Origin of the sequence: Kineococcus sp. NBC_00420, from assembly GCF_036021035.1 — a bacterium.
GTDB lineage: Bacteria > Actinomycetota > Actinomycetes > Actinomycetales > Kineococcaceae > Kineococcus.
The window spans coordinates 1,441,087-1,461,816 of sequence record NZ_CP107930.1; the positions used below are offsets into that span (position 1 = coordinate 1,441,087).

21 protein-coding genes and 1 tRNA gene are annotated in these 20,730 nt (G+C 72.0%); 8 read left to right on the forward strand and 14 right to left on the reverse strand.

The window, feature by feature from the left end; genetic code table 11:
* Positions 1 to 15: 15 nt before the first annotated feature.
* Positions 16 to 384 (forward strand): MmcQ/YjbR family DNA-binding protein, encoded by a 369-nt coding sequence (locus OG218_RS06990; protein WP_328292484.1) that lies wholly within the window; start codon positions 16 to 18, stop codon positions 382 to 384.
* A gap of 6 nt (positions 385 to 390) precedes the next feature.
* Here the strand turns inward: OG218_RS06990 and OG218_RS06995 are convergent, their stop codons facing one another.
* The 6 genes from OG218_RS06995 to OG218_RS07020 all read right to left on the reverse strand — a co-directional run bounded on the left by OG218_RS06995 (position 391) and on the right by OG218_RS07020 (position 5,499).
* Positions 391 to 1,320, reverse strand: a complete 930-nt coding sequence (locus OG218_RS06995) for a Ppx/GppA phosphatase family protein (protein ID WP_328292485.1) — start codon at positions 1,318 to 1,320, stop codon at positions 391 to 393.
* A complete protein-coding gene (locus OG218_RS07000) occupies positions 1,317 to 1,835 on the reverse strand; it encodes a DUF501 domain-containing protein (RefSeq protein ID WP_328292486.1) in 519 nt (172 codons plus the stop codon). The genes OG218_RS06995 and OG218_RS07000 overlap by 4 nt, the downstream gene beginning before the upstream one ends.
* Positions 1,836 to 1,853: 18 nt before the next feature.
* A complete protein-coding gene (locus OG218_RS07005) occupies positions 1,854 to 2,480 on the reverse strand; it encodes an FtsB family cell division protein (protein ID WP_328292487.1) in 627 nt (208 codons plus the stop codon).
* 35 nt (positions 2,481 to 2,515) lie between these two features.
* On the reverse strand, positions 2,516 to 3,811 hold the full coding sequence (gene eno / locus OG218_RS07010; protein ID WP_328292488.1) for a phosphopyruvate hydratase: 1,296 nt from the start codon (positions 3,809 to 3,811) through the stop codon (positions 2,516 to 2,518).
* A gap of 79 nt (positions 3,812 to 3,890) precedes the next feature.
* Positions 3,891 to 4,838 (reverse strand): ROK family protein, encoded by a 948-nt coding sequence (locus OG218_RS07015; protein ID WP_328292489.1) that lies wholly within the window; start codon positions 4,836 to 4,838, stop codon positions 3,891 to 3,893.
* A 10-nt stretch (positions 4,839 to 4,848) separates the two neighbouring features.
* On the reverse strand, positions 4,849 to 5,499 hold the full coding sequence (locus tag OG218_RS07020) for a MazG family protein (protein WP_328292490.1): 651 nt from the start codon (positions 5,497 to 5,499) through the stop codon (positions 4,849 to 4,851).
* A gap of 81 nt (positions 5,500 to 5,580) precedes the next feature.
* Here OG218_RS07020 and OG218_RS07025 point away from each other — a divergent pair, with 81 nt between their 5' ends.
* Positions 5,581 to 6,123 carry a Uma2 family endonuclease gene (locus OG218_RS07025; RefSeq protein WP_328292491.1) on the forward strand — a complete coding sequence of 181 codons (543 nt, stop codon included), beginning with the start codon at positions 5,581 to 5,583 and terminating at the stop codon, positions 6,121 to 6,123.
* Positions 6,124 to 6,128: 5 nt separating this feature from the next.
* On the opposite strand, the gene mfd is transcribed toward OG218_RS07025, so the two are convergent.
* Entirely contained in the window at positions 6,129 to 9,713 is a 3,585-nt protein-coding gene (gene mfd, locus OG218_RS07030) for a transcription-repair coupling factor (protein WP_328292492.1), read from the reverse strand.
* Between the two features lie 162 nt (positions 9,714 to 9,875).
* Between mfd and OG218_RS07035 the strand changes: the two genes are divergently transcribed.
* Together OG218_RS07035 and OG218_RS07040 are read left to right on the forward strand one after the other, a co-directional pair.
* Positions 9,876 to 11,684, forward strand: coding sequence for a DUF4012 domain-containing protein (locus OG218_RS07035; RefSeq protein ID WP_328292493.1), 1,809 nt, complete (start codon positions 9,876 to 9,878; stop codon positions 11,682 to 11,684).
* A 153-nt stretch (positions 11,685 to 11,837) separates the two neighbouring features.
* The gene (locus OG218_RS07040; RefSeq protein ID WP_328292494.1) at positions 11,838 to 12,188 is read left to right on the forward strand and encodes a hypothetical protein; all 351 of its coding nucleotides are present in this window, start codon (positions 11,838 to 11,840) and stop codon (positions 12,186 to 12,188) included.
* Positions 12,189 to 12,256: 68 nt separating this feature from the next.
* Here OG218_RS07040 and OG218_RS07045 read toward each other — a convergent pair whose 3' ends face one another.
* Entirely contained in the window at positions 12,257 to 12,418 is a 162-nt protein-coding gene (locus OG218_RS07045) for a hypothetical protein (RefSeq protein ID WP_328292495.1), read from the reverse strand.
* 37 nt (positions 12,419 to 12,455) lie between these two features.
* Here OG218_RS07045 and OG218_RS07050 point away from each other — a divergent pair, with 37 nt between their 5' ends.
* Positions 12,456 to 12,728, forward strand: coding sequence for a hypothetical protein (locus tag OG218_RS07050; protein WP_328292496.1), 273 nt, complete (start codon positions 12,456 to 12,458; stop codon positions 12,726 to 12,728).
* 74 nt (positions 12,729 to 12,802) lie between these two features.
* On the forward strand, positions 12,803 to 13,609 hold the full coding sequence (locus tag OG218_RS07055) for a glycosyltransferase (RefSeq protein WP_328292497.1): 807 nt from the start codon (positions 12,803 to 12,805) through the stop codon (positions 13,607 to 13,609).
* A gap of 10 nt (positions 13,610 to 13,619) precedes the next feature.
* Here the strand turns inward: OG218_RS07055 and pth are convergent, their stop codons facing one another.
* From pth to OG218_RS07080, 5 genes are all read right to left on the reverse strand, one after another.
* On the reverse strand, positions 13,620 to 14,216 hold the full coding sequence (pth, locus tag OG218_RS07060; protein ID WP_328292498.1) for an aminoacyl-tRNA hydrolase: 597 nt from the start codon (positions 14,214 to 14,216) through the stop codon (positions 13,620 to 13,622).
* Between the two features lie 26 nt (positions 14,217 to 14,242).
* The gene (locus tag OG218_RS07065; protein ID WP_328292499.1) at positions 14,243 to 14,872 is read right to left on the reverse strand and encodes a 50S ribosomal protein L25/general stress protein Ctc; all 630 of its coding nucleotides are present in this window, start codon (positions 14,870 to 14,872) and stop codon (positions 14,243 to 14,245) included.
* Between the two features lie 225 nt (positions 14,873 to 15,097).
* Positions 15,098 to 16,075, reverse strand: coding sequence for a ribose-phosphate diphosphokinase (locus OG218_RS07070; RefSeq protein ID WP_328292500.1), 978 nt, complete (start codon positions 16,073 to 16,075; stop codon positions 15,098 to 15,100).
* Positions 16,072 to 17,523 carry a bifunctional UDP-N-acetylglucosamine diphosphorylase/glucosamine-1-phosphate N-acetyltransferase GlmU gene (gene glmU / locus OG218_RS07075; RefSeq protein ID WP_328292501.1) on the reverse strand — a complete coding sequence of 484 codons (1,452 nt, stop codon included), beginning with the start codon at positions 17,521 to 17,523 and terminating at the stop codon, positions 16,072 to 16,074. The genes OG218_RS07070 and glmU overlap by 4 nt, the downstream gene beginning before the upstream one ends.
* An 89-nt stretch (positions 17,524 to 17,612) precedes the next feature.
* Positions 17,613 to 17,684, reverse strand: a tRNA-Gln gene (locus OG218_RS07080).
* 128 nt (positions 17,685 to 17,812) lie between these two features.
* On the opposite strand from OG218_RS07080, the gene OG218_RS07085 reads away from it, so the two are divergent.
* Together OG218_RS07085 and OG218_RS07090 are read left to right on the forward strand one after the other, a co-directional pair.
* On the forward strand, positions 17,813 to 18,451 hold the full coding sequence (locus tag OG218_RS07085) for a TetR family transcriptional regulator (RefSeq protein WP_380162421.1): 639 nt from the start codon (positions 17,813 to 17,815) through the stop codon (positions 18,449 to 18,451).
* Between the two features lie 25 nt (positions 18,452 to 18,476).
* On the forward strand, positions 18,477 to 18,971 hold the full coding sequence (locus OG218_RS07090) for a MarR family winged helix-turn-helix transcriptional regulator (RefSeq protein ID WP_380162419.1): 495 nt from the start codon (positions 18,477 to 18,479) through the stop codon (positions 18,969 to 18,971).
* Positions 18,972 to 19,007: 36 nt separating this feature from the next.
* Here the strand turns inward: OG218_RS07090 and OG218_RS07095 are convergent, their stop codons facing one another.
* On the reverse strand, positions 19,008 to 20,546 hold the full coding sequence (locus tag OG218_RS07095; protein WP_328292504.1) for a sugar transferase: 1,539 nt from the start codon (positions 20,544 to 20,546) through the stop codon (positions 19,008 to 19,010).
* Positions 20,547 to 20,730 lie beyond the last annotated feature (184 nt).

Sequence of the window (20,730 nt, forward strand, 5' to 3'; positions counted from 1 at the left end):
GATTGGCTGTTGCGCGTGGTGACGAGCGACACCCTGCGCGGCTGGGCTTTGGAGCTGCCCGAGGCCGTCGAGGAGGAGACGTGGGGCGCGGCGACGTTCCGGGTGCGGACGAAGATCTTCGTCATCCTCCGCGCCGAGGACGGCGTCGCCTCCGTCAAGGCCTCGAAACCCGACCAGGCCGAGCTCATCGCCGGTGACGCGGAGACCTACCGGGTCGCCTCGCACGTCGGCCGCTTCGGCTGGGTGGAGGTGACGCTGGCGAGCGCGGACCCGACCGAGCTGCACTCCGTCGTGCTGGAGGCCTGGCGCCGCACCGCGCCGCGGCGCCTGCAGAGCGCGCTCCCCGACGAGCTGAGGGAGTTGCTGCCGACCCCTCCCGGCTGAGTACGGCTAGGGGCCTGCGAGGGCGACGGCGATCCCGTCGAGGATGTCGTGCTCGGAGGTGACGACCTCGGTGATCCCGGCCTCGGCCTCGACACGGTCGAGGACCGTGCGCCAGACCAGCGCGCCGGCGCCGATGACGTCGACGCGACCGGGGTGGACGAAGGGCATCGCGGCGCGTTCGGCGCGGGTCGCGTGCAGCAGCCGGTCGCAGGCCGCACGGACCTGGTCGAGCGGGAGCCGGACCCCGTGCAGGACACCGGGAACGTACTCGGCGAGCTCCATCGCGGCGGCGGTGATCGTGGTGATCGAGCCGGCCACGCCGACGAGGGTGCGGGCCCGGGCCAGCGGGACGTCGCAGGCGGCGAGGGCCGCGTCGACGTCCGCGCGGGCCGCGGCGATCTGCCCGGGCGAGGCCGGGTCGTCGTGCAGGTGCCGCTCGGTCATCCGGACCGAGCCGATGTCGAGCGAGCGGGCCGCCTCGACGTCACGGGCCCCGAGGACGAGTTCCGTCGACCCCCCGCCGAGGTCGACGACGAGGAAGGGAGCGCCGTCGTCGCCGAGTTCACGGGTGGCCCCGGCGAAGCTCAGCGCGGCCTCCTCGTCCCCGGTGACGACGTCGGGCTCGACACCCAGGCGGGCGTGGATCCCGGCGAAGAACTCGTCGCGGTTGGAGACGTCCCTCGACGCGGACGTCGCGACGAAGCGGATCGCCCCCGGCCGGTGCCGCGCGATCAGCGCCGCGGCGCGGTCGACGGCGGAGAACGTGCGCTGCAACGCTTCCGGGGCGAACGCGCCGGTCCGGTCGACGCCCTGGCCGAGGCGGACGACCTCCATCGTGCGCTCGAGCTCCACGCTGGACCCCTGCTCGGCGATGTCCGCGATGAGCAGGCGCAACGAGTTCGTCCCGCAGTCGATCGCGGCGACGCGGCGGCTCACGCGATCGGCCCGTGCGGGCAGACGGCGGGCCAGCCACCGTCGGCGGCGAGGCGTTGCAGGGTCTGGTCCCCGAACGGGTTCACCCCCGGGCCGGCGGCCAGGGCGTGCCCGACGAGGGCGTGCAGGCACTTCACCCGCGAGGGCATCCCCCCGGCGGAGATGCCCTCGATCTCCGGGACGTCGGCGTCGCCGAGAGCGGCACGGCGGCGCAGGTAGTCCTCGTGGGCGGCGGCGTAGGCGGTGGCGAGGTCGGGGTCGGCGGCGAGCTGCTCGCTCATCTCGCGCATGACGCCCTCCGCCTCCAGGGTGCTGATGGCACCCGCGGCGGTCGGGTCGACGAGGTAGTACGTCGTGGGGAACGGGGTGCCGTCGGGCAGTCGCGGAGCGGTCTCGACGACGTCGGGGCGGCCGCACCGGCAGCGGTGGGCGATGGCGACCACTCCCCGCGGGACCCGGCCCAGGCGTTCGGCGATGCTGTCCAGGTCGGCCTGGGTGGCGGGGGTGGAACCGGTCACGACGATCTCACTTCGGGCTCACTTCGAGGTGGTGGAGCTGGAACTGCCGGAGAGTCCCGGCGTCTTGACCGGGGCGGCGTTGTCGGGGTTGCCCGCCAGGCGCAACGACTCCCAGATGTTCTCGTACCAGGCGGCGGAGGGTTTCGGCACCGTCGTCGCGGCCTGCTGCGGTGGTACCTCGTCGGCGTCGGTCGAACCGTCGACGGCGTAGGGGACCTCGCCGGGCATCACGAACCGCAGCCGCTCGCGCGCCTGGGTGATGACGTAGGCGTCGTCCTTCCAGCGCTGCTCCTGGGCCTGCGCGGCGCTGAGGTCGGTCTGCTGCTGGGAGATCTGCGCGTTCAGCCGGCCGATCTCGGACCGCTGCTCGAGCCACTTCTGCAGGCTGGGCACGAGGAAGATCGCGAGCAGCAGCGCGACGACGGAGAGCACGAGGACGCGCGGACCGCGGGTGCGCCGCCGCTCGGCCGCCGACATCGTGGCCCCGCTGCGACCGCGGGCGGCGGCGGCGGGACGGGTGGCCGGTGCGGCGCCGGCCGCGCGGCGGGTGCTGCCCGGACCCCGACCGGGGCGGGAGGCAGCACTGCGCCCCGCGGTCCCGCCCGAGCGGGGGCCGCGAGGCGCAGTCGGTCGTCGCGAACCCATGGGTCCAGCTTCTCCCGTGTCCTGCCGGTATCCGGTCAGGCGCGCCCGGTGAAGGCGGCCGAGCGCGGGAAGGCCTTGGCGCCGGCGTAGACCGCGGCGTCGTCGAGCTCCTCCTCGATGCGCAGGAGCTGGTTGTACTTGGCGACGCGCTCGGAACGGGCCGGGGCGCCGGTCTTGATCTGACCCGAGCCCACGGCGACGGCCAGGTCGGCGATCGTGGTGTCCTCGGTCTCGCCCGAACGGTGGCTCATCATGGTGCTGAAACCGTTGCGGTGGGCCAGGTCCACGGCGTCGAGGGTCTCGGTGAGCGAACCGATCTGGTTCACCTTGACCAGCATCGAGTTCCCCGCGCCGAGGTCGATGCCCTTCTGCAGACGCTCCGGGTTGGTGACGAACAGGTCGTCGCCCACGAGCTGGATCTTGCCGCCGAGGGCGTTGTTGATGTGCACCCAGCCGTCCCAGTCGTCCTCGGAGAGCGGGTCCTCGATGGAGACCAGCGGGTACTCGGACACGAGGCCCTCGTAGTAGCCGGTCATCCACTCCGCGGAACGCTTCGAGCCCTCGAAGTCGTAGCCGTCCGTGCCGTAGAACTCGGTCGCGGCGACGTCGAGCGCGAGCGCGATGTCGGAACCGGCGGTGTAGCCGGCCTTGCCGATGGCCTCGACGATCAGGTCGAGGGCGTCCTTGTTGCTGGGCAGGTCGGGGGCGAAGCCGCCCTCGTCACCCAGGCCGGTCGAAAGACCGCGCTCCTTGAGGACGGCCTTGAGCGCGTGGTAGGTCTCCGCACCCCAGCGCAGCGCCTCGCGGAAGGACGACGCACCGATCGGGGCGATCATGAACTCCTGGATGGCGACGCCGGTGTCGGCGTGCGCACCACCGTTGACGATGTTCATCATCGGCACGGGCAGGACGTGCGCGTTCGGGCCACCGAGGTAGCGGAACAGCGGCAGGTCCGCGGCCGAGGCGGCGGCCTTCGCGACGGCGAGGGAGACACCGAGGATGGCGTTCGCGCCGAGGCGGCTCTTGGTGGGGGTGCCGTCCAGGTCGAGCATGACCCGGTCGATGATCCGCTGCTCGTGGGCGTCGTGACCGACGAGCGCCGGCCCGATCTCCTCGATGACGGCTTCGACGGCCTGCTCGACGCCCTTGCCCAGGTAGCGACCCTTGTCGCCGTCCCGACGTTCGTTGGCTTCGTAGGCGCCGGTGGAGGCGCCCGACGGCACCGCCGCCCGGGCGAACGTGCCGTCGTCGAGGAGGACCTCGACCTCGACGGTGGGGTTTCCGCGCGAATCCAGGATCTCGCGGGCTCCGACGGCCTCGATGGTGGCCACACGCACTCCTCGTAATGCTCGACATGCTCGACGACGTGTTCAGGGCTTTGCGGTCCGAGCCTAGTGGCTCGGACGGTGATCACCGCGAGAGCGTCTGCCACCCCAGCCGACCCGCCCCGACGAGACCGGACATCCGGGGCAACGCGGACGCGCTGATCCGCACGTCGGCGAGGTGCGGGTAGACGGCGAGCTCGGCGTAGGCGCGGCGCAGCGGCTCCATCAGGACGTCACCGGCCGAGGCCACTCCCCCGCCGACGACGACGTCCTCGAGGTCGAAGAGCGCCGCGGTGGACAGGAACGCCGACGCCAGGGCGCGGGTCCCGCGGGCGATGACGTCGACGGCGATCGGGTCGCCGGCCCGGGCGTCGGTGGTGAGGACCTTCGCGTCGACCTGCTCGCCCGCGCGCCAGCCCCGGGCCAGGGCGGCGCGGACCATCGCGGGTCCGCTGGCGTAGGACTCCACGACCCCGTGGGCGCCCGAGCCGGGCAGCAGTTCCCCGTCCAAGACGACCCCGACGTGGCTGATGAACCCGGCGTTGCCGGTCTTGCCGGACAGGATGCGGCCGTCCAGGACGATCCCGCCGCCGATGCCCGTGGACACGACGACACCCATCATCGAGCGCGACCCCTCGGCGGCACCGATCCACTGCTCGGCCGCGGCGAAGCACTGCCCGTCCTGCGCCAGCGCGGCGGAGACGCTGCGGCCCAGCACGTCCGACGCGGTCCGGGCGACGTGCTCGACGAGCGGGAAACCCCGCAACGAGACGATGTTCACGGGGTGCACGGTGCCGCTCACGGTGTCGACGGGACCGGCGGACCCGACGCCGACGACGTCGGCCACCTCGAGGCCCTGCTCCCGGGCCGAGCGCAGGACGTCGGTGACCAGGCCCTCCAGCGCCGACGCGACGGCGCTCGCGCTCGTCTGGTCGGTGGGCACCTCACGATCCAGCCGCACGGTCCCGTCGTCCCCGACGAGGCCTGCGGCGATCTTCGTCCCGCCGATGTCGATGGCCAGCACGTTCGTCACGTCGGGGACCCTACCGAGAGGCCGGCGCGCGCTCGGCCGCCCGTGCGGCCGTCTCCAGCCGCCGGGTGGCCGTGCGCAGCGCCGCCTCCGGGTCCACCCCGGACGCGTGGGCGCGGCGGACCAGGTCCAGCAGTTCCCGGCCGAACGACTCCTCGTCCCCACCCTCGTCGGGGACCGTCTCGTCCAGCCCGTTGCGCTGGAGCCGCCCCAGGACCTTGTCGGCGCGGGCCAGCGCCGGCAGCGACGACGGGATGCCGTCCAGCACGCTCTCGCGCGCCTTCTCGGTCGCCTTGATCGCGTCCCACCCCGCCTGCAGGTCCTCGGCGACGGCCTCGCCGGCGAAGACGTGCGGGTGGCGGCGTTCGAGCTTGCTGACGATGGCCGCCGCGACGTCGTCGATGTCGAACGGCTCGTCGGTGGACTCCTGCGCGACGCGGGCGTGGAAGACGACCTGCAGCAGCAGGTCCCCCAGTTCGTCCCGCAGTTCCTCCCGCGTCCCGTTCTCGACGGCGTCGACGACCTCGTAGCTCTCCTCGACGAGGTACTTCAGCAGGCTCACGTGGGTCTGCTGCGCGTCCCACGGGCAGCCGCCGGGCGAGCGGAGGCGGTCCATGACGGCGACGAGGTCGAGGAGTCGGGATCCGGCCGGGGTCTCGCTCATGGGCTGCACGATACGAGTGCACCGAGGTAGGTGGCCGACCTACACTCGTGTCGACGGCCTGAGGAGGCGAGCGTGATGACCGTGGCCACACCACTCCCTGCTGGCGAGCCCATGTCGTGGGAGCAGTTCGACGCCCTGCCGGAAGATCCCTGCCGTGAGTACATCGACGGAGTCGCCATCGTGACGCCCAGCCCTGACCTGGACCACCAGGACATCTCCCTCGCCTTGGTGGTGATGCTGCGAGCGGTGCTGCCGCCAACCCACCGCGCCATCTTCGCCTGGGCATGGAAGCCGGCGAGGGATGAATTCATCCCCGACGTCATGGTCTGGGCTCGTGAGGACGAGACGGGCACGAAGCGCTTCACCAATATTCCGGCACTCGTCGTCGAGGTGCTCTCGACCAACCGCAGCGACGACCTGCTGCTGAAGATGGCCAAGTACGCCGCGGCCGGGCTGCCGAACTACTGGATCGTCGACCCGCGGGAGCGCACGCTCAGCGTCCACGTCCTCGACGACAGCGGGGTCTTCCGGGCCGATCGCGTCCTGCGGGACGGCGATGCCGCCGTCCCGCTGTCCTTCGGACCCGCCTCGTTGACGATCGACGTGACCGCCCTCCTGCCCTAGACCGGTCAGCGCGCGTTGGCCGCCGCCACCGCCGCCGGCTGGTCCAGCAGCACGGAGTTCACGAACTCCGTCGCCCAGGTCAGCATCTCCGCGTCGCGCAACGGCTTGCCCCCGATCCGCGCGGTCATCGGCGCCGGCACCAGCGCCACCGACAACGCGGGCTTGAGCAGCGTCCCCGGGTAGAGCCGCTTCAGGCGCAGTTCGCGCGACTCCGGCAGGTCGATCGGCGCGAACCGGACCTGCTTGCCCTGCAGGGACACCTCGCGCAGCCCGGCCTTGCGGGCGGCGATGCGGAACTTCGCCACCTCGAACAGGTTGAGGACCGGCTGCGGCGGGTTGCCGTAGCGGTCGACGAGTTCCGCGTGCAGTTCGACGAGGTCGGTGTCGGAGTTCGCCGCGGCCATCCGCCGGTAGGCGTCGAGACGCAGCCGCTCCGAGGGCACGTAGTCGTGCGGCACGTGTGCGTCCACGGGCAGCTCGATCTTGACCTCGGTGGGTTCCGGTTCCTCGTCGCTCCCGGCCCCCGACACCTGGTTGCGCGCGTCGGCGACGGCGTCGGCCACCATCCGCATGTAGAGGTCGAAACCGACCCCCGCGATGTGCCCGGACTGCTCACCGCCGAGCATGTTCCCGGCCCCGCGGATCTCGAGGTCCTTCATCGCCACCGCCATCCCCGACCCGAGGTCGGTGTGCTGGGCGATCGTCGCGAGCCGGTCGTGCGCGGTCTCGGTGAGGGGCTTCTCCGGCGGGAACAGGAAGTAGGCGTAGGCCCGTTCCCGGCCGCGCCCGACCCGGCCGCGCAGCTGGTGCAGCTGGGAGAGACCCATGGCGTCCGCGCGTTCCACGATGAGCGTGTTCGCGTTGGAGATGTCGAGACCGGTCTCGACGATCGTCGTGCAGACCAGGACGTCGAAGCGCTTCTCCCAGAAGTCGACGACGACCTGTTCGAGGCGGTGCTCGCCCATCTGCCCGTGCGCGGTCGCGATCCGCGCCTCGGGGACGAGCTCCTTCAGCCGGGCCGCGGTGCGCTCGATGGACTGCACCCGGTTGTGGACGTAGAACACCTGGCCCTCGCGCAGGAGTTCCCGCTTGATGGCCGCGGTGATCTGCTTCTCCTCCTGGCCCCCGACGTAGGTCAGGACCGGGTGGCGTTCCTCCGGCGGGGTCGCCAGCGTCGACATCTCGCGGATGCCCGTCACGGCCATCTCGAGCGTGCGCGGGATCGGCGTCGCGCTCATCGCCAGCACGTCGACGTTGGTGCGCAACGTCTTCAACGCCTCCTTGTGCTCGACGCCGAAGCGCTGTTCCTCGTCGACCACCACGAGGCCGAGGTCCTTGAACTGGATCTCGCCGCTGAGCAGGCGGTGGGTACCGATGACGATGTCGACGGAACCGTCGGCCAGGCCGGCGATCGTCTCCTTCGCCTCCTTGCCCGGGGTGAAGCGCGACAACGGCTTCGCAACGACGGGGAACTGGGCGAAGCGCTCGGCGAAGGTCTTGAAGTGCTGCTGCACCAGCAGCGTCGTCGGCACCAGGACGGCGACCTGCTTGCCGTCCTGCACGGCCTTGAACGCGGCGCGCAGCGCGATCTCCGTCTTGCCGTACCCGACGTCACCGCAGATGAGGCGGTCCATCGGCACCGGTTTCATCATGTCGGCCTTGACCTCGTCGATGCTGGCCAGCTGGTCCGGCGTCTCGACGTAGGGGAAGGCGTCCTCGAGCTCGCGCTGCCACGGGGTGTCGGGGCCGAACTGGTAGCCCTTGGTCGCCATCCGGGCCGAGTACAGCTTGATGAGGTCGCCGGCGATCTGCTTGACCGCCCGGCGGGCGTTGTTCTTCGTCTTCGACCAGTCCGAACCGCCCATCTTGGACAGCGTCGGCGCCTCACCACCGGTGTACTTGGTGACCTGGTCGAGGGTGTCGGAGGGGACGAACAGGCGGTCCCCGGGCTGGCCGCGCTTGCTCGGCGCGTACTCGAGGACGAGGTACTCCCGCGTCGCGCCCTGGATCGTCCGCTGCACCATCTCGATGAACCGGCCGACGCCGTGCTGTTCGTGCACGACGAAGTCGCCGGGACGCAGGGCGAGCGGGTCGACGGCGTTGCGGCGACGACGCGGGGCCATCCGCCGCATGTCCTTGGTGGACTGCCCGCCCACGCCGGTGATGTCGGCTTCGGTGACCAGTGCGGTCTTCAACGTCTCCGCGACGAACCCGTGCTCGACGGTGGCGGTCGTGACCGTCACGATCGACGGCGCGGGTTCCTCGAGGAGGTCGTCGACGAGGCGGGCCGGGACGTCCTCGCCGGAGAGCATCTCGACGAGACGCTTCGCGGGGCCGTGTCCCTCCGTCGTCACGACGATGCGCCAGCCCGCGGAGGCGAGGTCACGCAGTTCCCCGAGCGCCTTCTCCGTCTCGCCGCGGTAGCCGGTGACGTCGCGGGCGGCGACGCGCAGGATCCGGACGTCCTCGAGGTCGCGCAGGTCCCCGTCGGAGTCCAGCGAGGTGATCGACCACCAGGGACGGCCGGTGAGCTCGGCGTGGCCGCGGACCTCGGCCAGCGTCGCGAAGGAAGAGGAGCCCAGGTCGACCGGGGTCGCCCCACCGGCGGCGGCGTTCATCCAGGCGGCGTCGAGGAACTCCGCCCCGGTCGCCACGAGGTCGTGGGCGCGGGAGCGGACCTTCTCGGGGTCGGCCAGCACGACGTGGGTGCCCGCGGGCAGCACGTCGAGCAGCGGTTCCATCCCGTCGACCAGGGCCGGGGCCAGCGACTCCATGCCCTCGACCGCGATCCCCTCGGCGATCTTGGCCAGGACGTCAGCCGCGCCGGGCAGGGTCTCCATCAGGGCCCGGGCGCGTTCGCGGACCAGGGGCGTCAGGAGGAGCTCCCGGCACGGCGGGGCCCACACCCCGTCGGGTTCGACCTCGAGGGTTCGCTGGTCGGCCACGGAGAAGGAGCGGACCTCCTCGACCTCGTCGCCGAAGAACTCCACGCGCAGCGGGTGCGGCCGCGTGGGGGGGAAGACGTCGAGGATGCCACCGCGCACGGCGAACTCGCCGCGCCGCTCCACCATGTCCACGCGCGCGTAGGCGGCGGCCGCGAGCGCCGCGACGGAGGCGTCCAGGCCGGCGTCGTCACCGGCCCGCAGCCGGACGGGTTCGAGGTCGGCGAGGCCCTTGACCAGCGGCTGCAGCACGGCGCGCACGGGGGCGACGACGACACGGACCTCCCCCGTCGTCGGGTCGTCCGGGGAGGGGTGGGCGAGGCGGCGGAGCACGGCGAGGCGCTGGGCGACCGTGTCGCTGCGCGGGGAGAGCCGTTCGTGCGGCAGCGTCTCCCAGGCCGGGAACTCCGCGACCTGGTCGGCCGGCAGGTAGCACCGCAGCCAGGTGACCATGTCCTCGCACTCGCGGCCCGTCGCGGTGACGACGAGGAGCGGGCGTTCGGCGGCGAAGGCCGCGATCAGCGCGGGGCGGACCCCGAGGGGGGCGACGACGTCGAGCGCGGAACTCCCGCCCTCGTGCGCGGTCTCGACGGCGGCGCGGACAGCGGATTCGGTGCGCAGGACGTCGAGCAGGCCGTTGAGGCTCACGAACACTCCGTGTCTTCAGGTGCGGGGGGGGTTGTGCGGGGAGGTCTTCGCGGGGAAGTTCGGGGTGGGAGGGGTGCGGCCAGCCTACGTCCGCCCTCCGACACGAGCCCTCCGTGAGCGTCGCCGGACCGGCCGCGCAGCCGCACTCGCTACTGTCGCGGCGTGTCCGGCTACTCCGAGCAGTCCCCCGACGAGCCGTCGCCGACCCGCCGCGCACTGCCCCGGGAGGGCCGCGGCCGGCGGCGGCGCCCGCTGCGGATCGTGCTCGGCGTCCTGGTCCTGCTCCTCCTGGCCTGGGCCGTCGCGGTCGCCGTCGCCGGTGTGCAGGCCGGCCGGTCCCTGCAGAAGGTCGCCGACGCCGCCCCCGCCCTGGAGCGGCAGGTGCGCGACAAGGACTTCGCCGGCGCGCAGGAGCGCGCGGAGGGGGTCAAGGACGACGCGGCCGCCGCGGACCGGGCCACCGGTCAGCTCCCCTACCGCCTCGCCGAGCACCTCCCCTGGCTCGGAGCCCAGCTGGCGGCCGTCCGCGGCGGCGCGCACGCCGCGGCCCTGCTCACCGAGCCGCTGCCGGACGCCCTCGGGAGCGCCGAGGCGGTCGTCGGCGACGGTCTCGTCTCGGCGGACCAGACGGTGAACGTCGCCGCGATCGCGGAGCTGACGCCGATCGTCACCGACTACCAGGCTCGGGTCGCCGCCGCGCGGACGGCGCTGGCCGAAGGCGACAGCGCCGCGGTGCTGGGCGTCATCGCGGACCGCCTCGAACCGGTCTCCCGGCAGCTCGACGACGTCGCCGGCCCCTTGGACACCGCGGCGGAGGTGCTGCCGCAGCTGCCCTCCCTGCTGGGGGCGGACGGCGCGCGGACCTTCCTCGTGGCCTTCACCAACCCCGCGGAGATCCGGCCGGTGCAGGGCATCGTGGGCGCCTACGCCTACCTCACCGTGGACCACGGCAAGATCTCGCTCACCCGGACCGGTACCGACGCCGAGCTCTACGACGCCCGCGCGGACGTCTCCGCGGTCGGTACGGAGTTCGCGGCCCTCTACGGGCAGGACGCGGCGATCATCCAGAACGTCACCGCGGGGGGCAGCGCCGACGAGGCGGGTGTCCTCACCTCGTCGCTCTTCACCGACGGCGGGCTCCCCACCCCCGACGTCGTCGTCTTCGTGGACCCGGTCGGGCTCGGCCAGCTGCTGGGCCCCGACCACGCCGCGCTGGGGCTCGGCCCGTTCGGGGACGTCGCCACCGCGGACATCTCCAAGACCCTGATGTACGACGCCTACGTCACGTACGGCGCCGACAACGACGCCCGCAAGGCGTTCCTGGCGGCGACCTCGGCCGCCGCGTTCGAGGCCGTGCTCTCCGACGGACTGTCGACGACGGCCCTGGACGGGGCCCGCACCGCGATCGACTCCGGACACCTCGCGGTGTGGTCCTCCCGGGCGCAGGAACAGGACGCGCTCGTCGCGGCGGGGGTCGCCGGGGTGCTGGGCGACCCGGCGAGCGCCGGACCGGTGGCCCGGATCGGGCTGACGAACACCGAACCGTCCAAGCTGGACTTCTGGTTGCAGCCGGCGGTCGAGGTCTCCGCGCCGTGCGCGAAGGTCGGCTCGGCGACCTCCTCGGTGCAGCTGACCCTGACGAACACGGTGCCCGAGACGATCCCGGCCTACGTCGCCAACGCGACGGCCCGCTCGGCGATCGGCAAGCGCACCGCGCAGGACACGGTGTCGTTCTGGGTCGCGCCGTGGGTCGGTCTGGACCGGGTGACGGTGGACGGCCAGGTGGTCGGGACCGCGGTGGACGGCGAGGAGGGCTGGCGGCTGGTGCGCCTGACCGTCGACGTCCCCCCGGGTGCGCCGGTGGTCGTGAGGTGGGAGCTGAGCGGTGCGGCCGACGCCCTCCCGCGGACGGTCACGGGACCCAGCACCGCAACCGCGCCGACCCTCACTACCGGTAGCTGTACTCCGTGAGGGTTCACCCGAACGTGTAGAAGTGGTCACTCTCGTCGCAACACGGACCGAGAATGGACCGATTGACTGGACTACAGGGGTGACGTTCCGTCATCCTGGAGTCTGCTCCGCGATCACTGGGTTCTGCGGGGCATTCGAAAGTGGGGGGACCACGTGCGCAAGACCACCGCCCGGCTGGCTGCTGCCGGCGTTCTGACCGTCGCCGCTCTCGGCGCCACCTCCGGGGCGGCCTTCGCCGACAACTACGCCCCGGCGACCCCGACGCCGACCGTGTCGGACGTCGTGACGCCTTCGGCGAGCCCGACCACCGGGGGTTCCACGACCCCGTCGCGCTCCACCACCCCGTCGCGTTCCACCACCCCGGCCGCCGTGGGCAACTCCAACGACGAGCTGGCCTACACCGGCGCCGACGTCCTGCCCTGGGCCGCCGCCGGCACCGTCCTGGTGCTGGGGGGCGCCGCGATGGTCGTCGCGAGCCGTCGCAAGCCGGGTCGCTCGCACTGAGCTGACCCGCAGCAACGCCGAAGGGGCCGCCAGGAGATCCTGGCGGCCCCTTCGGCGTTCTCGGGCGCTCAACCGACCGGCAGGGCGGCCACACCCTGCGGGAACAGCCAGTCGACCTGGTTGCGGTCGCGGGCGATGCCTCCCAGGCAGGCGACGACGAGGATCCACCCGACAGGGTCCGGACCGCTGACCGGCGGGCGCCGCGGGCGCGGCGCTGTCCTGCCACTCAACCCGCTACCTCTAGCCAGAGAAGAGTCTGGACTTCCAATGCCTCGTGACCTGCCGCGTGACCTGCCGCGCGGGGACCGTCGCGTACTCGACGGGGCTGGACGGCACGGAGCTCAGCACCGCCGACGGGACCCGGTTCCCCTCGCCCAGCTCACCACCACCTCCGGGGTGGCCGCCGGCGAGGGGAACACCACCGACGTCACCGACGTCACCGACGTCGCCGGCGCTCTGCGACTCTGCCAGCAGCGCGGTTCCCTGCCGGCCCGCACGTTCTCCTGGGCCGCCACCCCGCTGCGGGAGGATTCTTGCTGATCTTGAGGGCCGCCACCTAGCATGACCACGTTGGGTCATCAGATCTTGCCTCAAGTGACTTGAAGGACTCGAACATGCAGCGAGCCGCAGTTGTCATGCCCGTCTTCCACAAGCAGGACGTCACCAGACAAGCTGTCGCTGATTGCCGCCGTGAATCCGAGCTCGTCGAGGTGGTGATCGTCGACAACGGAGGTGACCTGGATCCCGCGGAGTTCCCCGACTGCGTCGTGCTGACGCCGGGCGAGAACCTCGGCTGGTTGCGCGGGACGAACCTCGGCATGGAGCACGCCCTCGAGCGGGGGAGCACGAGCCTGGTCGCGCTCAACAACGACATCCGACTGAGCGAGAACTTCTTCTCCGGGCTCCTCACCGCCCTGGAAACCCGTCCCGGCGACTTGGTCGCCCCGTCGTACGACGACGTCTACAGCCCGCAGAACAGCTACTTCAAGGGACCCCCGCAGGACTTCACGCCTGCGTCCGAAGAGGTGGAGGCCGGCATCATCGACGGCACCTGCTTCGCGGTGACGGCGTCCCGGTGGCGTGAACTCGGCCCGCTGGACGAACGCAACTTCGCGCGTCGCGGCTGGGGTGGGATGACCGACTACGTCATCCGGAACACCCGAGCGGGGGGCAAGAACGTCGTCACCCGGCGGGCGTACCTCACCCACGCGCGGGGCACGACGGCCAAGGCGACGATGTCGAACTACAGGTGGTACGCCGCCTCCGAGATGCGCACCGGACTGCGCCGCAAGTACGGGGCGAACTGGCGGACCGAGGTCTACGAGAACCCCGAACCGCCGGAAGGTCTGAAGGTCCGCCTGCACGACCACTACCGGATGGTCAGGGACCGTTTCGACCGTCCACGGCCGAGCCACGGCTGACCCCGCCCGCTCAGGCGGGGGCGTGGAACTTCTGCTGCGCCGCCTCGAGTCCTTCGGCGACGAGCTTCTCGACCGCGTCGGCGGCGTCCATCACCAGGAACGGCAGGTCCTTCTTCTCCGTGGTGGCGAACTCCTTCAGCACGAAGTCGGCCGGGTCCTGGCGACCGGGCGGGCGGCCGATGCCGACGCGCACCCGGGCGTAGTCCTTGTCCGCCAACGACTTCGAGACCGAGCGCAACCCGTTGTGGCCGCCCTCTCCCCCGCCGCGCTTGAGGCGGACGGAGCCGAAGGGGACGTCGAGCTCGTCGTGCACGATGACGAGGTGCTCGACGTCGACGTCGAAGTACTTCGCCAGTCCGGCGACGGGGCCGCCGGAGACGTTCATGTAGGAGGTCGGGGCCGCGAGGACGACCCGCGGTCCCGGCGCACCGCCGGGCAGGACGCCGAGGCGGGCCTCGGCGACCCTGGCTCCGGAACGGTGCTTCTTGAAGGACACCCGCGTGCGTGACGCCAGCTCGTCGAGCACCATCTGGCCGACGTTGTGCCGGGTGCGCTCGTACTCGGCTCCGGGGTTGCCCAGGCCGACGACGAGCCAGACGTCACTCACGGGAGCGATCCTTCAGCAGTCGGGTCTCAGGCCTCTTCGCCCTCGACCGGGGTGTGCTCCTCCTTGACGATGCCGGCCTCGGCCTCGAGGGCCTCCAGCTCGGCCTCGGCCTGCGCGGCGGTCGCGACGGCGGTGATGACCACCACGAGCTGCTCGGGGTCACCGGCGAGGGTCGTGCCCTCGGGCAGCGTGACCTGGGAGGCGGCGACGTGCGAGCCGGCGGTGAGGCCCTCGACGTTGGCGACCACGGCGGTCGGGATGTTCGCGGCGTCCGCCTCGACGGAGAGGGTCGTGAGCTCCTGCTGGACGACGGTCTCCGGCGCGGCTTCGCCCTCGACGTGCAGGGGGACGTCGACGGTGACCTTCTCGCCACGACGCACGACGAGGAGGTCGACGTGCTCGATGAAGCCCTTGATCGGGTCGCGCTGGACGTCCTTCGGCAGGGTCAGGTGCGAGGTGCCGTCGAGGTCGATGTCGAGCAGCACGTTGGCGCTGCGCAGCGCGATCATGGTGTCGTGGCCCGGCAGGGACACGTGGATCGGCGCTTCGCCGTGGCCGTAGACGACCGCGGGGATGCGGTTGGCGCGGCGGATGGTGCGGGCGGCGCCCTTGCCGAAGCTGGTGCGGGTCTCGGCGGTGAGCTTGGTCTCGGCCATGGTGGGGCTCCTCGATCTCAGGGTCTGGTGCGTGCACAGGCCCCGGGAGAGAACAGCGACTCATCCACCGCGTCGATCACGGTGACGCTCACGCGTCACCCTCGCCGAGGCAACCGCCGACCAGTCTAACCGGTCGACGGCGGCCTCGGCGCGCGGCGGTGGGATCGTTGCCTCCACGGTCCCGCTGTACGACACCGTGGAGGCAACGATCCCACCCCGCGGACGTCAGCTGTGGCCGTCGAAGAGCGACGTGACCGACCCGTCGTCGAAGACCTCGCGGATCGCGCGGGCCAGCAGCGGGGCGATGCTCAGCACGGTCAGCTGCGGGAACTGCTGGGACTCCGAGATCGGCAGCGTGTTGGTCACGACCAGCTCGGAGATCGGCGAGTTCTTCAGCCGGTCGATCGCCGGACCGGAGAGCACGGCGTGCGTCGCGGTCGCGATGACGTCGGCGGCGCCGTTGGCCATGAGCGCCTCGGCGGCCTGGACGATGGTGCCGGCGGTGTCGATGAGGTCGTCGACGAGCACGCAGGTGCGGCCCTCGACGTCACCGACGACCTCGTGCACCTTCACCTGGTTCGGGACGTTCGGGTCGCGACGCTTGTGGATGATCGCCAGCGGGGCGCCCAGGCGGTCCGACCACAGGTCGGCGACGCGCACCCGGCCCGCGTCCGGGGACACGATGGTGATGTTGGAGCGGTCGACGCGCTTGCCGACGTGGTCGGCGAGCAGCGGCAGCGCCCACAGGTGGTCGACGGGACCGTCGAAGAAGCCCTGGATCTGCGCGGTGTGCAGGTCGACGGACATGAGGCGGTCCGCCCCGGCGGTCTTGAACATGTCGGCGATGAGGCGGGCCGAGATCGGCTCGCGGCCACGGCCCTTCTTGTCCTGGCGGGCGTAGCCGTAGAACGGCGCGACGACGGTGATCCGCTTGGCGGAGGCCCGCTTCAGCGCGTCGACCATGATCAGGTGTTCCATGATCCACTGGTTGACGTTCGAGGTGTGGCTCTGGATGACGAACGCGTCGGAGCCGCGGACGCTCTCCTCGAAGCGGACGTAGATCTCGGAGTTGGCGAAGTCGTAGGCGCTGGTCGGGACGAGTTCGGCACCGAGTGCGGCCGACACCTCCTCCGCGAGTTCCGGGTGCGCTCGCCCGGAGATGAGCACCATCCGCTTCTCGCCCGTGGTGGTGATACCGGTCATGACTGGCTCTCCCTGTCCGTGCTGCTCTGCTCGTTCGCCCGCTGCGCCGCTTCGGCCGCGGGAGTTCCTGGGCGCCTGGAGAGGGTCCAACCCTCCATGTTGCGCTGGGGAGCCACGTTGATCGCGAGCGCCCCGGCGGGGACGTCCTTGCGGATCACGGTGCCGGCCCCGGAGTAGGCGCCGTCGCCGACGGTGACGGGAGCGACGTACATGTTGTCCGAGCCCATCCGCACGTGGTCGCCGACGGTGGTGTGGGACTTGCGGACCCCGTCGTAGTTCACGAAGACGGACGCGGCACCGATGTTGGAGTGCTCGCCGATCGTCGCGTCGCCGACGTAGGACAGGTGCGGCACCTTCGAGCCCCGGCCGATGGTGGCGTTCTTCGTCTCGACGAAGGTGCCGATCTTGCCGTCCGCACCCAGACGCGTGCCCGGGCGGAGGTAGGCGAAGGGACCGACCTGGGCGCCCGCACCGATGACGGCCGAGGAGCCGTGGGTGCGTTCGAGCACCGCGTCGGCGCCGACCTCGACGTCGGTGAGGGTGCAGTCGGGGCCGACGACGGCGCCCGTGGCGACGCGGGTGCTCCCGTGCAGCTGCACGCCGGGGCGGATCGTCACGTCGGGTTCGAGGGTGACGTCGGCGTCGATCCAGGTGGTCGACGGGTCCACGATCGTGACGCCGGCGAGCATCCAGTGCCGCAGCGTCCGGCGGTTGGCCTCGGCGGCGAGGTCGGCGAGCTGGACGCGGTCGTTGACCCCGCGGATCTCCCACTCGTCCTCGAGGGCGAGAGCCTCGACGCGGCCGCCGGCGGAGCGGACGAGCGCGAGGACGTCGGTCAGGTAGACCTCGCCGGCGGCGTTGTCGCGGCCGACCCCGGCGAGCGCGGTCCGCAGCGCGGTGACCTCGAAGGCGTAGACGCCGGAGTTCACCTCGCGCACGGCCCGCTGGTCCTCGGTGGCGTCCTTCTGCTCGACGATGGCGCTGACGCCGTTCTCGTCGCGCAGCACCCGGCCGTAGCCGGTGGGGTCGTCCAGCCGGGCGGTGAGGACGGTCATGGCGTTGGCGCCCTCGGTGTGGACCCGGGTGAGCCGCTCCAGGGTCTCCCCCGACAGCAGCGGCACGTCGCCGTAGGTGACCAGGACGGTGCCGGTGAGGTCGTCGGGGAGGGCGTCGAGCCCGCACTGGACGGCGCGGCCGGTGCCGGGGACCTCGTCCTGCAGCGCGACCCGCGCCTCGGGGAAGTCGGCGGCGAGCGCCGCACGGACCCGTTCGGCCTGGTGGCGCAGCACGAGCACGAGGTGCCCGGGGCCGGTGGACCGCGCGGCGCGCAGGGCGTGCCCGACGAGGGGACGTCCACCGAGGGGGTGCAGGACCTTCGGGGTGGCCGACTTCATCCGGGTGCCCTCACCCGCGGCGAGGACGATGACGGCGGCGGGCTGGGTGGTCACGCGGGGCGCGCTCCTCGCGGCTGGGGTGACGTCGGCGGACGGTGCCGAGGGTATCGGCCCCTGCAGGTTGCGACGGACACCCGCACGAGCTCCCGGGAGAGGATTCGAACCCCTACTGGACGAGACCAAAACCCGCCGTGCTGCCGTTACACCACCCGGGACAGCTGTCGCGGACCATGATGCCAGTCCTCCACGGGCTCGCGGTCCGCACCCGTGCGACCACCCCTTCGGCCCAGCAGGGCAGGATGGGCCCGTGACGCCAGCCCCCAGCGGACGATCCCGGTCCCGCATGACCGGTGGCGAGCGTCGCGAGCAGCTCATCGGGGTCGGTCGGGCGCTCTTCGCCGCCAAGGGCGTCGAGGGGACCTCGGTGGAGGAGATCGCGGCCGCGGCGGGCGTGTCGAAGCCGGTGGTCTACGAGCACTTCGGAGGCAAGGAAGGCCTGTACGCGGTCGTCGTGGACCGTGAGATCGCCGCTCTGCTCGGTGCGATCACCCGGTCCCTGTCCGGCCGCGGCAGTCCGCGCACGTTGCTGGAACGGGCGACGATCGCGCTGCTCGACTACATCGAGGGCTCCACCGACGGCTTCCGCATCCTGGTCCGCGACTCCCCCGTCACCCAGGCGACGGGGAGCTTCGCCAGCCTCATCTCCGACATCGCCCGCCAGGTCGAGCACCTGCTGGTCGACGCGTTCGCGGCGCGCGGGTACTCCCCGGAGCGCTCCGGGATGTACGCCCAGATGCTGGTGGGGATGGTCGCGATGACCGGCCAGTGGTGGCTGGACACCCGGGAGCCGGACAAGGAGGAGGTCGCCGCGCACCTGGTGAACCTCGCCTGGAACGGACTGACCGGCCTGGAGGCCGAACCGCGGCTCGCGTCCCGCTCGCGACCGGCCGAGCCGGAGGAGGCGCCCCGTGACCTCGCCTGACCGGGGTGCGGACGCGACGCAGGACCTGACGCGGAGCTCGGACGAGGTCGACCTGATCGTCGCCGCCTGGCGGCGTGAGGCCCCGCAGCTGGACGTCGAGCCCCTGGAGGTCCTCTCCCGGGTCGCGCGCCTGGCCCGCCACCTGGACAGGTTGCGTCGCAACGCCTTCAGCGCCCACGAGCTCGAAACGTGGGAGTTCGACGTCCTCGCGGCCCTGCGCCGGGCCGGCCACCCGCACGAGCTGTCCCCGGGTCAGCTGCTGGTGGAGACCCTGGTGACGAGCGGCACGATGACCAACCGCGTCGACCGGCTGACCTCACGCGGCCTCGTCGAGCGCCGACCGGACCCCGACGACCGGCGCAGCGTCCGGGTCCGGCTCACCCCGGCCGGTTCGGCCGTCGTCGACGCCGCGCTGGCCGACCTCGTCGACGCCGAGCACCACATGCTGGACGTGCTGCCACGTGAAGAGCGCCGGGCACTCGCCACGTTGCTGCGGCGGGTGTCGGCGCCCTTCGAATGAAGGAGCGGAGCGCTCAGTAGGCCCCGCGGCGCGACATCAGTACGCTCCGCGTCCCCGAAGCACGGCCCCGGCGGTCTTCCACAGGATCATGAAGTCGAACGTGAAGGACCAGTTCTCGACGTAGCGGACGTCGAGGCGCACCGACTCGTCCCAGTCCAGGTCGGAGCGGCCGTTGATCTGCCACAGGCCGGTCAGACCGGGCTTGACGAGCAGGCGGCGACGCATGTCGTAGCCGTACTCGTCGACCTCCTTCTGCAGCGGCGGGCGCGGGCCCACCAGGGACATCTCGCCGCGGACGACGTTGATGAGCTGCGGGAGCTCGTCGATGGAGTAGCGGCGCAGGACGCGGCCGATGCGGGTGATCCGCGGGTCGACCTTCATCTTGAAGAGCACGCCGTTGCCGTCGGTGGACTCCCGCAGGTCGATGAGCAGCTTCTCCGCGTCGGTGACCATCGAGCGGAACTTCATCATCGGGAAGGTCTTGCCGTCCTTGCCGACGCGCTGCTGCTTGAAGAACACCGGGCCACGGCTGTCGAGCTTGATGGCCAGGGCGAGGACCAGGATCAGCGGGCTGAGCACGACGAGCGCGGTGGCGGCCGAGACGCGGTCCACGGTGGTCTTCGCCAGTCGGCGCACACCCTCGAGCTCGGGGCGCTCCACGTGCAGCAGCGGCAGGCCGCAGACGGGCCGGATGGCGACGCGCGGGCCGATGACCTCGGTCAGGGCGGGAGCCACGACGAGGTCGGCGCGGGTGGCCTCCAGCTCCCAGCCGAGGCGGCGCAGGCCCGGGCCGTCGAGCTCGGGCGAGGCGGTGACGAGGACGACGTCGGCGTCCACGCTGGTGACGGCGTGCCGGACGTCGTCGAGGCTGCCGATGACCGGGATGCCCAGCTCGGTGAGCTCGGCGTCGTCGGCGGCGCTGCCCTGGCCACCGGGGACGCAGGCCCCGACGATCCGCATGCCGTGGTAGCTGGCGCGGTGCAGCTGGCGGGCCATCGCCGCGACACCGGCGCGGTGGCCGACGGCGACGACGGTCTGACCGGCCTCACCGCGGGTGCGCGCGGCGTGCAGCTGCTGGCGCAGCGCGTAGCGGCCGATGAGCGTGAGGAGCGTCGCGATGGGGAAGGCGACGACGACGTAGCCGCGGGCGATCTCGAGGCCGAAGGCCCACGAGCTCGTCCCGACGAGGGCGACGAAGGCGAGCGCGGCCGTCAGGACGCGGTGGAACTCCTCGGAGCCGACCCCCAGGAAGCGGGGTTCGTAGGTGCGCAGGGCGCCCATGGCCACGACCCAGAGGACGGGCAGCAGGACCGCGCAGGCCACGACGGCCCGACCGGAGGTGGTGGCGAGGTTGGCGGGGCTGTCGTTGAACCGGGCGAAGAAGCCGACGAAGGCGGCGAACGCGGCGGCCAGCGCGTCGACGGCGATGATCTTCTGGACGTAGGTGCGCTGCCAGGCGGGCGTGCGTTCGGCGAAGCCGAAGGTGTTCCGCTGACGAGGGACGAGCAGACGTTCACGCCGGACGGGGTCGGACAGGTCGTCCGCCGGCGAGGTCCCGAGGAGCTGGTCGTCCAACTCCCCTGGTGACGTTCTGGTGCCGGGTACGTCGCTGATGCTCAAAGTCCCCCCTGGACTGGTACGTCGCACCTGATCACCAGGCGCGTCACCGGCGGTCGACGCCCCCACGTGTGGACCACCGGTACGTGGCACAGAGTAGGGGAGAGCCACCCGAACGACGCAAGGCGTGGCAGGTCGCGTC